The organism is Peribacillus sp. NPDC058075 (assembly GCF_042885195.1).
GTDB lineage: Bacteria > Bacillota > Bacilli > Bacillales > DSM-1321 > Peribacillus.
Window position 1 is genome coordinate 2,933,496 of the sequence record NZ_JBHVSL010000001.1, and the last position, 13,806, is coordinate 2,947,301.

Sequence of the window (13,806 nt, forward strand, 5' to 3'; positions counted from 1 at the left end):
TCATTTTTATAACCGGAATTTAATATTCACATCTTTTAACATATCATTCGTAAACACCCCTGCGCTTTTGAGGGTCATCTCCATAAATACATGAAAAAGCAAAAAAAATAGGCGTGACCAGCACGCCTGTTTTTTAAGCTTCCTGTATTTTTTTCTCTTCTTTTTCTTTTTTTTCTTTTTTGCTTGAAATGATCCATGCACCTGCTGCAATTCCAATCAATACAACCCAGAAAATCGATTTCCAAAGAGTTGATTCAGGGAAATGATGATCGATGACAGCCAGTGAAGGGTGTGCGAGTGTGTGTACCGCCAACTTCACTCCGACCCAACCCACTATCAAAAATGCAGCCGTTTCTAGGGAAGGACGCTGATGAAGCAACTTCACGAACGCATTTGCAGCAAATCGCATAATGATCAATCCAATCATGCCGCCGAGGAACATTACAGCGAATTGCCCTCCGTCAATACCGCCGACTTTCATCCAGCCTGTTTCAGGAAGTGTAACAGCCAGTGCGACGGCTGCCAGCATTGAATCGATTGCGAAAGCTATATCAGCCGCTTCAACCTTTACCACGGTCATCCAGAAACCTGATTGCTTTTTAGGTTTCGTGATTTCCTTCGCACCTTTACCAGCGTATTTTTTGTAAATGTGCTGAAAAGCAATGAAAAGTAAGTAAATCGCACCGATTGCTTGAACTTGCCAAACCTCGACAAGAAAGGAAATAAGGAATAAACTTGCAAAGCGGAAAACAAAAGCTCCCATCAGACCATAAAACAAGGCTTTTCGCTGTTGTTCTTTTGGCAAATGCTTAACCATGACAGCCATGACGACTGCATTATCCGCAGCAAGTATCCCTTCTAATCCAACCAAGATAAGAAGGACCCAGCCATATTCCAATAATATTGATGCTTCCATGCATTCAACCTCCAATAGTTAGTATTTCCTTCCTACTGGCATTGGCAAAATAAAAAGACCTCTGCCATATAGGCAAAGGTCTTGCTGAACATGAAATCATGTCAACAAAGCCGATGAATGTTTAACATTCACGTAATGACGACTTTGTTTTAGGGCGAACCCTAACGCTACTCCCCTTTGAAAAGGAAAATCAGTTATTAAGTATATTAATAGTATACGCGCTCGTTATGAAAATAACAATCTTTTTTATAAATGAATCTCATTTTCTGGTGCCTTTGGATAATTTAATCAATCGCAAGTATTCTTTGCCGAAACGAATCCAGTTCGGTTTGGCAGAAAAGTAATTCTGAAACAGTGATAAAAAACTCGTGTATTTCCCTTCATATGGATACCATTGTATTTCTGTATTGTTTTTACCTTTATCGATCATGATCGCTTTTTCATGGCAGAAAATCTTCAATCCATGCTCGCCATGATAGCGGCCAACCCCGCTTTGTTTGGCACCGCCAAATGGTAAGTGATGATTAGCAACTGTTATCAGCACATCATTGATCGTCACCGCTCCTGTTACTAACCGAGACGCAATGTTGCTTGCTTTTTCCCTATCCATCGTCCAAACGCTGGAATTGAGTCCATATTCACTTTCATTTGCCAGGGCGATTACTTCTTCCTCCGTATCAAAAGGCACAACAGGCAATACTGGTCCGAACGTTTCTTCTTTCATGATTTTCATGGAATGATCGACATTGGACAGAATCGTCGGCGGAATGAAATGGGTCTGTCCCGTTTTCCACTCTTTCGGAGGTATTCCGGCTTCAAGTACGGCCCCCTTATTCAATGCATCCTCCAGTTGTCCAGCCACAATGTCAACTTGTGCCGGGAAAGTCATTGAACCGATATCATCCTGCAAATGCACCCCCTGCCTCATGGACTTCGTTTTTTCTTTAAGAAGCATAAGGAATTCCTTATAAACAGGACGTTCCACATAAACCCTTTCAACACTCATGCACACCTGCCCGCTGTTTGTGAAAGCCCCCCATAGGGCCCCGTTCACAGCTCGTTCCAGGTTGGCATCACGCAGAACGATCATTGGATCCTTCCCGCCAAGCTCCAAAGTAGTTGGGATCAGTTGTCTAGCTGCGACCTCACCTATCATTTTCCCAGTCCTTACAGATCCAGTAAAAAATATATAATCTGGCTTTTGCTCCGTTAACGCCGCACCCAATTCTTTTCCCCCATGGGCAAACTGTATAGCTCCGTCCGGGAAACCAGCTTCAAGAAACAGCTTTTCGATGCACACCCCAACTAAAGGAGTTACCTCTGAGGGCTTGGCGATGACTGTATTTCCCGCTGCTAGAGCATTAAGAATGGGTACCATGGAAAGCTGCAGCGGATAATTCCATGGTGAAATGACGAGAATCGTTCCACGGGGCATATAATGGATATAAGATTTTTTTCCAATTAACATGAGCGGAGTGGTGACCTTTTGCCCGGAAAGAGTCTTCACTGCATGTTTCTCGATATGCTTGATTGCATCAATGGTTGGCATGATATCAGCAACCAGTGCTTCAATTTTCACTTTTCCCGTATCTTTTGAAATGACTTCAGCTATTTCGTCCATTTTTTCAACCATCAATAAACGAAGCCGTTTTAAATAGTGCAGCCGTTCTTTGATGGGAGTATTCGACCATGCTTGGAACGCATGTCTTGATTTCTTATAAATATGAGGAATCGACTTCAATGGTGTTGGGACGATTTCTGCAATCTTCTCACCTGTTGCCGGAGAAAACACTTCCAGCTTGTCATGTATTTCTTCCATAACTACTCCCCTAGCTTTACCTTATTTTTATTGGTACTTCCTAACATTTGTATGCTTTTAATAAAGGCCTTTTCAAATTCACTAAACGTACGAGGTTTTTCGCGTTAACCCTCTTTATATAATGCCAGAGACGCAGCAGCCTGTATAATATAATCGATTGGAACCATGTTCACAACCGGATCACACTCTTCATAAAATCCCTGCCCGATACTGTGCCACATAACCGGTGCTAAATACCTCTTAAGATGGATTACTCTAACAAATTCGTTTACAGTATCCACTGCATCACAACAAGTTTTGCCACAAATAACCTTAAATAGTAATCTTCCAGACATAACAGCACCGCCAAATGGAATATATAGTAAATTTTTTCCGTTATTAAAAGGAGTATTTACGTTTGCTATCGAAGGTAATGTATAGGAATCCGAATTCGGCTATAAGCAAAATGTAAATCCGGCCGGCAAGTTTCTCGGTTTTAGTGTTTAATATTGGTTTATGGAGGATAAATTCATATTATCGAATAAAAATTATTATCTATATAACCGATTTTCCGTTACTATATAAGAAGGCGATTTTTTCGCGCATACATATTTGAGGTGAGCGCACAAGTGAAAAGAATAATTAAAGCATACGACTTCCCTATTTTCATCGCTGTCGTATTACTCTGTTTGTTTGGTTTAGTCATGATTTACAGTTCGAGCATGATTACTGCTGTTGCTCGATACGGCATGCCCATGGATTTCTTCTTTGAGAAACAAAAAACGGCCTTTCTCATTTCATTCGCGGCAATGATCGTCACGATGATTCTTCCTTATAAGATGTACAAAAACAAAATGTTCTTGATGTCTATGATGTTTGGAATGGCCGGTATCCTTTTGCTGCTCTTTATCTTCGGCCATACAGCAGGAAATGCCACAAGCTGGTTCAAATTAGGGACAAAATCGATCCAACCCGCTGAATTTTCCAAGTTAGCCATGATCATTTATCTGGCAGCCATTTACGGAAAAAGGCAGGATCGAATCAATAGTATTGATAAAGCCGTCATCCCGCCGATTTTCTTTCTCGTATTCATCTGCTTTTTAATCGGAATACAGCCTGACTATGGAACGGCAGCTGTCATTTTCTTGATTTCAAGTACCATGATCATATCATCCGGGATGTCTTTTAAGAGTATATTCAAACTCTCTTTGATTACTGCGATTTTCGTTGCCATATTTGCACTAGGAGTAATCGTGACAGGAAATTTCTCATCCGTTTTTTCTGAAAATAAGATTTCTCGTTTTACGGGGTTCGCAGATCCCTTCGGAACGGCAGGAGAAAGCGGATATCAACTCGTAAACTCATTATTCGCGATAGGATCCGGCGGCCTTACTGGAGTGGGTCTTGGTGACAGTGTACAAAAATACGGGTACCTGCCTGAATCACATACTGATTTCATCATGTCTGTCATTGCAGAAGAGCTCGGGATATTCGGTGTGGGGTTCGTTTTATTGACACTAGGTTTTATCGTTTTGAGGGGATATGTACTTTCAGCAAAATGCAAGGATCCTTTTGGAAGCCTTTTATTGATCGGCATCTCATCCATGATCGGCATTCAAGTCGGCATCAACGTTGGCGGAGTGACTGGACTTATCCCTATTACAGGGATCACGCTTCCATTCATCAGTTACGGAGGATCTTCCTTACTGCTGCTCATGCTTTCAATGGGCATATACCAAAATGTCGTTATGCGTATGAACTTGCTTGAACAGAAAGAAAAGGTCGTGTCCATCCCAAAAGATGAGATTGCGTCTTCAAAATAATCAATCAATGCCCCCTGACATTTCTGTTCATGTCAGGGGGTTCCCTTCTCTTTAAGGTTATAGAAGTTCCCATAAAAAAACAGGCAGTCGAGACCCGACCGCCTATTTTTTTCATTTATAATGGATACCGACTTTCGTAAAGCCAGAAATCAGACTGAGCAAAGGACAAAGCAGGCAAAAGAATGCAAATGGGGCATATTCAAGGGTTGATACACCCAAAACCTGTGTCAGGAATACACCGCAGACACCCCAAGGAACCAGAGGATTCACAACTGTTCCCGCATCTTCCAGTACCCTCGCAAGCGTTTTGGGCTGCAAGCCTAAATCTTCATATTTCTGCTGAAAGGCTTTCCCAGGCAGTATAACTGACAAATACTGTTCACCCACCAGGAAATTCACGCTGATTCCTGCAAATACAGTAGCGGAAATCACTTTTGCTACACTCGTCAATGAATCCTGGACCGCTTTTAAAATAGAAGGGATGACTCCCAATTCGAACAATAGTCCGCCCATGGCCAATGCCAACAACACCATCGAAACGGAGAACATCATACTTTCAATGCCGCCCCGTGATAAGATTGAGTCAAGTTGATCCATTCCACTTTTAAGTACAAATCCGCCGTATAAAATATCTGCCAGTTTTGCAACCGTCAAATTAGGCGTTTGAATGAAAGCGATGATGGCTGCCGAAATGATTCCTGCCGACAATGTCGGTATGGCTGACACCTTTTTTAAAGCCATGATCAGTACGATGACAAACGGAATCAAACTCCATATGCTTATATTCGTTTCCATTTCCAGGGCTTTCGTCATGGCTTCGATTTCCTCAACACGAGCCACTTTGACATTCGGTGAAAGGAAATAAAAGAGGATAAGTGATATTAAAAAACCTGGAATCGTAGTCCAAAGCATATTATTTATATGTTCAAATAATGGTGCTCCAACCGTTCCCGATGCAAGGTTGGTAGAGTCGGATAATGGAGACATTTTATCCCCAAGAAATGCACCGGAAATGATTGCACCCGCTGTAATCGCCAACGATAAATCCATCGCCGCCGCCATACCTATTAAAGCAACGCCGATTGTGGCTGATGTTGTAAGTGAACTCCCGATACAAAGCCCAATTAGCGAACACACCAGAAATGTGATCGCATAGAAATATTCACCAGAAATCCAATCAAACCCATAGTACATGATGGTAGGGATCGTCCCGCTTGCCATCCAGATGGAAATCAGCATTCCTATGAAAAAGAAAATATAAATGGCTCCCATACCAGTACCTGCACCTTTGACTATAGCCGCCTCCATAATTGAAAATGGCAGCTTCTTGATCTTCCCATAAACAAATAAGAAAAGGATTGCCGCTATTATTGGAATATGGGGGGCAAGTCCATAATGTATGATACCAGTTGCAATGATTAAGAATAGAATGGCCAAAACCCCAATTGCTTCACGTAAGGAGAGTTTTAGCTTTGCATCTTCAAGACGCATGATGTTTTTCCCCGCTTTCAATGTTGTATATTCTCTGAGGTAAGGATAGGACCTTTCACTCCTCACAATTACTGAAACGCTTTTAAGCACTAAAGTACTAGCTAAATATATAGGAGTTTCAGGAGATTGTCAAAGGAATATTTTAGTATACTACGATTATATCAGTGATACTTCTCTCCACTGATATAACGCAAACCATTACCAAGCTCCTTCCGATAGATTTATGTTCAATTCATTCCATCATAATGACGTTTATGTGTTTCGATAACTATTTAGGCTAATTGCAATGCCTTGGTTGTCTCATTGATTTTTACTAAATAATGAAACAGTTTTTCTCATAAGAATCAATCAGGACTTTGTAGCCTGTTTTTCCGAAAAAGGCAGAGCTTTTTCTATGACTGAAGAAATTACCTCCCATTCCCTATATGTATGGACACCCGAAAGGTACGCGATAGTTATAGCCATATGAAATTATGGTTTAAAAAATTCTCCAGACAAAAAAAGCCCGTGTTTTATACACCGGCTTCATTTTTTTAAACAAACTAAAATTTAAGACTAAGCTGATTGGAACGGAAGGTGCGAGACTCCTGCGGGGAAAACCCGTCCAAGGGAGACCCCACAGACGCAAAGGCGTCGAGGAGGCTCCCGGACCGCCCGCGGAAAGCGAGTGCGTGTAGTGGAAATCAATGTTCGAGTTTTTGCACACCAAAAAACTGTAGACAAGAGGGGTTCTTTCAAAAATTACTAAGCTGATTGGAACGGAAGGTGCGAGACTCCTGCGGGAAAAACACGTCCAAGGGAGACCCCAGAGACGCAAAAGCGTCGAGGAGGCTCCCGGACCGCCCGCGGAAAGCGAGTGCCTGTAGTGGAAATCCATGTTCGAGTTTTTGCACATAAAAAAACTGTAGACAAGAGGGGTTCTTTCAAAAATTACTAAGCTGATTGGAACGGAAGGTGCGAGACTCCTGCAGGAAAAACACGTCCAAGGGAGACCCCAGAGACGCAAAAGCGTCGAGGAGGCTCCCGGACCGCCCGCGGAAAGCGAGTGCGTGTAGTGGAAATCAATGTTCGAGTTTTTGCACACAAAAAAAACTGTAGACAAACTTGATTTTCATCAAGTTAGTCTACAGTCTGAAGCCCCTATATAACATGGGCTCCTCTATTATTTCAAATCCATTGGATTATATAATTCCACATCTGGATTTTTATCTTGGAACCAACGAAGAGCAAACTCATTTTCAAATAAGAATGCATATTTATCAAATCGGTCTTTAACAAGGATGCTTCTTGAACTATGAAGATTTTCATCAAGCTTTTCATCTTCAGCCCAGCGTGTAATCTTGCTGCCCATGCGCTCCATCACGACTTCAACATTGTACTCGTTCCTCATTCGATGCTCGAATACTTCGAATTGAAGTTGCCCAACCGCACCAAGCAGATATTCTTCCATCCGAACCGTTTTGAAGAGCTGAATTGCCCCTTCTTGTACAAGTTGGTTAATTCCTTTATGGAAATGTTTCTGTTTCATGACGTTTTTAGCTGTTACCCTCATGAATAGTTCCGGTGTAAACTGAGGCAGCCTTTCAAACTGATACATGTCTTTGCTTGTTGTAATCGTATCGCCAATTTGGTAGTTACCGGTATCATATAAACCGATGATATCTCCGCTTACCGCTTCATTTACGGTGTTCCGATCATCAGCCATGAATTGAGTAGAAGAAGAAAGGTTGATTGGTTTTCCTGTCCTGCTCAGGTTGACGCTCATCCCACGTTCGAACTTCCCGGAGCAAATTCGAAGGAAAGCGATCCGGTCACGGTGTTTTGGGTTCATATTCGCTTGGATCTTGAAAATGAAACCAGAAAAATCATTACTGACAGGGTCCATTTCACCTGACGTTGTCATCCGCGCTTGTGGAGCTGGTGCAAATTGCAGATAAGCATCCAAAAACGTCTGTACACCGAACGTAGTTAAAGCACTCCCGAAAAATACGGGACTAAGTTTTCCATTCGCAATGTTTTCTTCAGAGAATTGGTTACCCGCTTCTGTCAACAGCATGATTTCTTCCAAAGTTTGCTCATATAACTGGGAATCCTTAAGTTTATGATCCACTTCGAGTTCACCTTCGTCATTCAATGGAAGGAAACGCTCTTCCCCTTCCGTTTTGAACTGTTCAATCCGATTATTGAACCTGTCGTAAATGCCCACGAAGTCTTTTCCCATCCCAATCGGCCAGTTCATTGGATATGTTTCTATACCTAAAACCTCTTCGAGTTCGGCAAGCAATTCTAGCGGCGTTTTACCTTGTCGGTCCATTTTATTGATAAAAGTGAAAATCGGGATACCCCTCATCCGGCATACTTTGAATAATTTAACCGTCTGATCCTCGATACCTTTTGCCGAGTCGATGATCATCACAGCACTATCAACAGCCATCAGTGTACGATATGTGTCTTCACTGAAATCTTGGTGGCCTGGTGTATCGAGAATGTTGACACGAAAATCATCATAATCGAATTGCATGACTGAAGATGTAACCGAAATTCCCCGTTGCTTTTCAATCTCCATCCAGTCACTTGTTGCATACTTCCCTGTTTTTCTAGCTTTAACTGTTCCGGCATCACGGATCGCGCCGCCAAACAGCAATAATTTTTCTGTCAAAGTCGTTTTCCCGGCATCCGGGTGAGAGATGATTGCGAAGGTCCGTCGGGATTGAACCTCGTCTTTTAAAGTAGTCATAGAATGTTCCTTTCATTATTGGAGTCATCACTTAAAAAATTTATAGGGGGTTCATTTGTATTTTTCACATTGGAATGGCAACCTTTCTTTGTATGCAAAAATCCTGATCATACACAATATATGTAAGAAGAAATATATCATAAGGCTTAAACCTTGGCTACTCTGCATTCATTTCAATCAACCTTTCTATTTTAACACGATATGAAGGAAAGATGTAGAGGTGAATGAATCACCATTAGGGGATTTGTTTCCGATGGCAAAACAAAAGACGCTTAATCAGCGCCCCTTATCTTAATCCATATGGTTACCGTTCATTTATTCATGATTTAACTTATTTACCTTGCATGTTTAATCGCTTTTTGATTCTGCTTGTTCTTCCAGCGTTTTTTTACTTCCTTGAATATGATTGGAGCAGCAAAAATGAGGGCCCTTTTTAATAATTTCTTCATTTTACATCAGTCCTTTCTTTCTTATCCTATACCCGATTATTTTCGTGAAAAACTTTAATGCCAAATTGTTTTCCTAAACTCAACCATAAAGACTTTTCCTAGTGGCCCCTTCAAATTTCAATCAAGGAGACTCCTGTAAGACAATACCGTTATACTTCCCCGTGTAAAACCTGTCTAATATTATTTCCCCAAATTGGGAATGTATAAATTAATTCCACTTGTTTTATCCTTTATAAAGGTGGGTATATACTAAAAAACTGGAAATTGCCCCAAAAGGTTAGCGGGTTAATTTCCCCTGAAGGCTTTCACATATTATCAAGCATCTTCGTATGATAAATTTAACTTGAATGAGGGTGCAGGATAATGTGTGAAATTGATTTTCCATTACGGTAAAATCATCACCATTAATATTTTTTACTTTTTAGGAGGATTCATCGAATGACAGTAACAGGTAAAGTGAAATGGTTCAATAGTGACAAAGGATTTGGATTTATCGAAGTACCAAACGAAGACGATGTTTTCGTACATTTTTCCGCCATTCAAGGAGAAGGTTTCAAGAGCCTTGATGAAGGTCAAGAGGTTGAATTTGAAATCGAAGAAGGAAACCGCGGACCTCAAGCTAAAAACGTCGTAAAACTCTAAAGCATAGATACACAAACATATTGATAGGCAATGGAAAAAAGGATGCCGCCCAGATTGGGCGGCATCCTTTCCTTTATATCTACAAGCCGCATATTCACGTTATTTTTCATTAAAATGATCTAAAATGAAGCCGGGAACATGTTCGCCAGAAAAACTCTTGATGTCCACATCTCTGCTTTCTTTATAATAAAAGGCAGCTGAATACTCCCCGCCCCAATCGATTTGGGCATTATCAATGGCGGTCTCGATTTCCGAAGCGGTCTTAATTTTCAAGCGGTTTGGCTGTTGTTCAATCTGCTGTGCGATTTCACTTTCTGAATACGAATGATAAACTTTCGAATCGGTCTTCGCAACCAGGATATAAGAGACATCATCAGCCATTAACCTTGCTTTTTCCGATTGTCCGGTACTTTCCATCCATTTTGAAAACTGAGTAGATGAAGAGTCCCAATTCATATAAATGGTTTTGTCATTATGCAAGAGAATGTCGATGGAGGCATAATCACCAAAAGAAGATGTCATTTGGTCGAACGATTGATTATTCAGATCCTCCGACAATGCCTTTACGGCTGCTTCCAGCTGTTGACCGTCCGTGATTGTTAATGATTTGTCCACTTGTCCGCTCGCCGTTATCTTGATTTTAGTTACGTCTTCAGCAGAAACATTCAATAACTCATTAACCATTTTTTTATATTCATTCGACTCATAAATTTTCGCCAATAGCGGCTTATATGAGTCGTAGTTTTGCAAATGATACTCCCTTGCTAACCGTTTTCCATTCTTGAGATCATACATCAGGAATACGGATTGCCCATCATTCAATTCACCTATGGAAACCTTTTTACCCTTATCGATAATTTCCTGATGCAATAACCGTATAGCTTCTATATTTTCCTTCTCTTTTAGATAATTGGAAGCGTTATCCGATGTGTCACCATCTTCATTAAATAAAGGAGAATTGCCAATATAAATTTGGCTAATCATCTTTTCATCAGGAATTTTGGCCTTATACTGAAGGGGATCTATTTTTATAATGAGTGCAAGCACAATGATAGCCACTATAAATGCTGCATAACCTTTCAGGTTGACCCGTATTCGCCAAGTCTTTTGCAGGACCATTTCCCCTAAATAATATCCAAGCAAAGAACCGACGGTATACCCGAAGAAAATCCACCCAGGTTGGCCTGTCGTTTCACTAAAATACAGCCCTGTAAACAGCATCATGCATAATGTCAGGCCGAATTTAAATAATGGCTTAATCTTTGGATAAACAAATGCCTGCGATACATGCTCCAGCTTTCTCCTCTCATAGAGAAAAAGAGAACAAATCAAAAAAAATACGGTTAATATACTATAAATTAAAGTATTAACAGAAATAAAGTCTATTTTTTCCATATCCGTTGCTGCTAATAAGGGGGAGATGCCCTTCATATTGGAGCTTAGATAATAATCAGCAGAAAATCCTGCGATCAAATACTTCACATTGGCTGCAAACAAGACAAACAGCCCCACCGGTAAAGCAAGAAAAATATAGGTCAGCAGTCCTTGAAAGGCTGATAATCCCGTCACCATTCCAATTAAAACGGCAACAGAAAAGATCATAGCTTCCAAAATAAATGTATTCCCCATCCAAGACCATATATCAGGCATGGTATATAGCGTTTCTATATCAATTGCCGAGTGGAATAATATCAAAATTAAACCCGTAAATAATATCGGTAAACCCAAAAAGCCAATTCCCGTCCCAATCATATGAATGTAGATACTGCGTCTAGTAATCGGTAAACTATGAATAAAGTCAGAGGCTTGTTTCATTTGTAAAAACCGAAAAAGGAAGATGGCAAGTAATACTGGAATAACGATGACCAAGACGAACTGTATCATCTGCTGACAGGAAAAAAGGTTTTCGAATTCCACATATTCATTATTTTCATTCAAGATAATCGCTAACATTTCCAAAGGCAGCGCAAATATGAGGCCGACGAGATACAGGAAACCAATCCAGCCAGTGCTTCTGAAAATATAGATAATCAATTCCCTATTAAACCAGGGTATTCTGGATGACATAACCGATATCCCCCATTTCATAAATGAATATCTCCTCTAGAGTAAGGGGGAGAATATCTAATATTTCTGGCTGAAACTGATTAAAGTGCGATTTAATCATGGATTCTTTACCTTTAACGATGCAAACGATCACGCTGCCGCGTCTTTCCTTGTTTAGAATTTGAATTCCGCGGTATAAACCGTGGGGAATTTTATGTTTAAAGGCGATTTGCACTTTGTGTACATCCGCTTTTAAGTCATTCAAATCCTTTTGGATCACAAGCTCACCTTTATGTAAAATCCCTACATGATCGGCTAAATCTTCAATTTCCCGGAGATTATGGGACGAAAGTAAAATCGTCATATCCCTTTCCGATACATCCTGAATCAACAACTGCCTCACATTTTTACGCATGACCGGATCTAACCCATCAAACGGTTCATCCAGGATGAGGACTTCCGGCATCGTCGAGAGTGCGAGCCAAAAAGCAACCTGTCTTTGCATACCCTTCGATAGTTTATGTATTTTATTTTGGACGGGTATCGGAAATACTTCCTGTAATTGATAAAAACGTTCTTGATTCCATTCACTATAAATATGGCTATAAAAACCTGCCATTTGCATGATCGTATAGTTAGCCAGGAAATAAGGCGTATCAGGAAGGAAGAAACAACGATTTTTCACTTCACGGTTTTCAAACACATATGATCGATCAATAAGAACTTCTCCTGAATCCTGAATCAGATTTCCTGAAAGCATTTTTAATAAGGTCGTTTTCCCCGCTCCATTTGAACCTAATAACCCGAATATGGAGCCTTTTTGTATGACCAAGGTGACGTTTTTGATCGCTTCTTTTCCTTCATATAATTTACTCACCTGTTTTATTTCAATCATGAATCTCCCCCCTTTGCCAATGGACCGATTTCCTTTATCAATCTATAAATTTCCTGTTTATCGATTCCGATATAAAGAGCTTCTGCGAGTACCCTTGAAAGCTCGTTTCTGATCTTTTCTTCTTTTAATGAATTTTTCAAGGATTTAGGAGGAGCCACGAAATTCCCTTTGCCTGGTAATGTATATATAAACCCGTCAGATTCAAGCTGCTTGTACGCTTTCTGGATCGTATTTGGATTGATGGTCAGTTTCTGAGCCAATATTCGTATTGATGGGAGCTGATTATGTTCCTGTAAAACTTCATTGATCATTAGTTCCTTAAACTTATCCATCAATTGCTCATATATCGGCTTTCCATTTTGAACATCCAACTCAAACATCATAAACCCTCCTTGCAAATGGGTGTATTACATCTCCTAATACAGTACATTATAAAACAATATCTTCCAATTTAAAACCAATTTAAATCCATTTTCACACAATACTTTCCATAAACTCGCTTTCATTTTGTTTAACAAGGCCTACAGGAGGGAACTAATGATAGTAAGAATAAACAAAGGAGTTGTTTTACATTGAAACCATTATATACAGCTGCAGTTACCGTACATGGCGGTCGTGAGGGACATGTTAAATCAGAGGACGGGATTCTGGACTTCGATGTGAGATCACCTAAGGAATTAGGAGGTTCCGGCGAGCGCGCCACAAACCCTGAACAATTATTCGCAGCAGGTTACGCGGCTTGTTTTGACAGTGCCTTGAATCTTGTTCTGCAAAAAGAAAAGAAAAAAGTCGATACTTCCGTGACGGCAAATGTCACGATCGGTAAAGATGAGGAAGACGGCGGCTTTAAATTGGCTGTAAGATTGGACGTTTCCATTCCCGACCTAAGCAAGGAAGAGGCTGAAGACTTCACCAAAAAAGCACATATGATCTGCCCCTATTCAAAAGCTACTCGCGGGAACGTCGATGTCACCTTGATTTTGGTATAAGATTATACAAGGGAATGGAT

Annotated in this window: 11 protein-coding genes; 3 read left to right on the top strand and 8 right to left on the bottom strand. The window is 40.6% G+C overall.

The window, feature by feature from the left end; genetic code table 11:
• Window positions 1-133: 133 nt before the first annotated feature.
• From ACFVS1_RS14555 to ACFVS1_RS14565, 3 genes are all read right to left on the bottom strand, one after another.
• Window positions 134-916, bottom strand: a complete 783-nt coding sequence (locus ACFVS1_RS14555) for a TerC family protein (RefSeq protein ID WP_352921736.1) — start codon at window positions 914-916, stop codon at window positions 134-136.
• A gap of 259 nt (window positions 917-1,175) precedes the next feature.
• Window positions 1,176-2,735, bottom strand: coding sequence for an aldehyde dehydrogenase family protein (locus ACFVS1_RS14560; protein ID WP_352921738.1), 1,560 nt, complete (start codon window positions 2,733-2,735; stop codon window positions 1,176-1,178).
• A 104-nt stretch (window positions 2,736-2,839) separates the two neighbouring features.
• Window positions 2,840-3,070, bottom strand: a complete 231-nt coding sequence (locus tag ACFVS1_RS14565; RefSeq protein ID WP_387548321.1) for a hypothetical protein — start codon at window positions 3,068-3,070, stop codon at window positions 2,840-2,842.
• Between the two features lie 273 nt (window positions 3,071-3,343).
• Here ACFVS1_RS14565 and ACFVS1_RS14570 point away from each other — a divergent pair, with 273 nt between their 5' ends.
• On the top strand, window positions 3,344-4,537 hold the full coding sequence (locus ACFVS1_RS14570; protein WP_387548324.1) for an FtsW/RodA/SpoVE family cell cycle protein: 1,194 nt from the start codon (window positions 3,344-3,346) through the stop codon (window positions 4,535-4,537).
• A gap of 111 nt (window positions 4,538-4,648) precedes the next feature.
• Here ACFVS1_RS14570 and nhaC read toward each other — a convergent pair whose 3' ends face one another.
• Window positions 4,649-6,028 (bottom strand): Na+/H+ antiporter NhaC, encoded by a 1,380-nt coding sequence (gene nhaC / locus ACFVS1_RS14575; RefSeq protein WP_387548327.1) that lies wholly within the window; start codon window positions 6,026-6,028, stop codon window positions 4,649-4,651.
• Between the two features lie 1,162 nt (window positions 6,029-7,190).
• The gene (locus ACFVS1_RS14580) at window positions 7,191-8,765 is read right to left on the bottom strand and encodes a peptide chain release factor 3 (protein WP_352921744.1); all 1,575 of its coding nucleotides are present in this window, start codon (window positions 8,763-8,765) and stop codon (window positions 7,191-7,193) included.
• Window positions 8,766-9,652: 887 nt separating this feature from the next.
• On the opposite strand from ACFVS1_RS14580, the gene ACFVS1_RS14585 reads away from it, so the two are divergent.
• Window positions 9,653-9,856, top strand: coding sequence for a cold-shock protein (locus ACFVS1_RS14585; protein WP_061462203.1), 204 nt, complete (start codon window positions 9,653-9,655; stop codon window positions 9,854-9,856).
• Window positions 9,857-9,955: 99 nt separating this feature from the next.
• On the opposite strand, the gene ACFVS1_RS14590 is transcribed toward ACFVS1_RS14585, so the two are convergent.
• Genes ACFVS1_RS14590 through ACFVS1_RS14600 form a run of 3 tightly spaced genes read right to left on the bottom strand, consistent with a single transcriptional unit; the run spans window position 9,956 to window position 13,177 of the window.
• Complete coding sequence (locus tag ACFVS1_RS14590; RefSeq protein WP_387548330.1) at window positions 9,956-11,923, bottom strand: DUF6449 domain-containing protein; 1,968 nt, start codon at window positions 11,921-11,923, stop codon at window positions 9,956-9,958.
• The gene (locus tag ACFVS1_RS14595) at window positions 11,898-12,797 is read right to left on the bottom strand and encodes an ABC transporter ATP-binding protein (RefSeq protein WP_352921749.1); all 900 of its coding nucleotides are present in this window, start codon (window positions 12,795-12,797) and stop codon (window positions 11,898-11,900) included. The genes ACFVS1_RS14590 and ACFVS1_RS14595 overlap by 26 nt, the downstream gene beginning before the upstream one ends.
• On the bottom strand, window positions 12,794-13,177 hold the full coding sequence (locus ACFVS1_RS14600; RefSeq protein WP_352921750.1) for a GntR family transcriptional regulator: 384 nt from the start codon (window positions 13,175-13,177) through the stop codon (window positions 12,794-12,796). The genes ACFVS1_RS14595 and ACFVS1_RS14600 overlap by 4 nt, the downstream gene beginning before the upstream one ends.
• Window positions 13,178-13,369: 192 nt before the next feature.
• On the opposite strand from ACFVS1_RS14600, the gene ACFVS1_RS14605 reads away from it, so the two are divergent.
• Window positions 13,370-13,786 carry an organic hydroperoxide resistance protein gene (locus ACFVS1_RS14605; RefSeq protein WP_352921751.1) on the top strand — a complete coding sequence of 139 codons (417 nt, stop codon included), beginning with the start codon at window positions 13,370-13,372 and terminating at the stop codon, window positions 13,784-13,786.
• Window positions 13,787-13,806: the final 20 nt, after the last annotated feature.

What these genes read in the sequence shown, in the direction of transcription:
- ACFVS1_RS14585 (WP_061462203.1), top strand. Translation starts at nt 9,653, where the DNA reads ATGACAGTAACAGGTAAAGTGAAATGGTTCAATAGTGACAAAGGATTT.
- ACFVS1_RS14590 (WP_387548330.1), bottom strand. Translation starts at nt 11,923, where the DNA reads ATGTCATCCAGAATACCCTGGTTTAATAGGGAATTGATTATCTATATT.
- ACFVS1_RS14565 (WP_387548321.1), bottom strand. Translation starts at nt 3,070, where the DNA reads ATGTCTGGAAGATTACTATTTAAGGTTATTTGTGGCAAAACTTGTTGT.
- ACFVS1_RS14560 (WP_352921738.1), bottom strand. Translation starts at nt 2,735, where the DNA reads ATGGAAGAAATACATGACAAGCTGGAAGTGTTTTCTCCGGCAACAGGT.
- ACFVS1_RS14600 (WP_352921750.1), bottom strand. Translation starts at nt 13,177, where the DNA reads ATGTTTGAGTTGGATGTTCAAAATGGAAAGCCGATATATGAGCAATTG.
- ACFVS1_RS14555 (WP_352921736.1), bottom strand. Translation starts at nt 916, where the DNA reads ATGGAAGCATCAATATTATTGGAATATGGCTGGGTCCTTCTTATCTTG.
- ACFVS1_RS14580 (WP_352921744.1), bottom strand. Translation starts at nt 8,765, where the DNA reads ATGACTACTTTAAAAGACGAGGTTCAATCCCGACGGACCTTCGCAATC.
- ACFVS1_RS14595 (WP_352921749.1), bottom strand. Translation starts at nt 12,797, where the DNA reads ATGATTGAAATAAAACAGGTGAGTAAATTATATGAAGGAAAAGAAGCG.
- nhaC (WP_387548327.1), bottom strand. Translation starts at nt 6,028, where the DNA reads ATGCGTCTTGAAGATGCAAAGCTAAAACTCTCCTTACGTGAAGCAATT.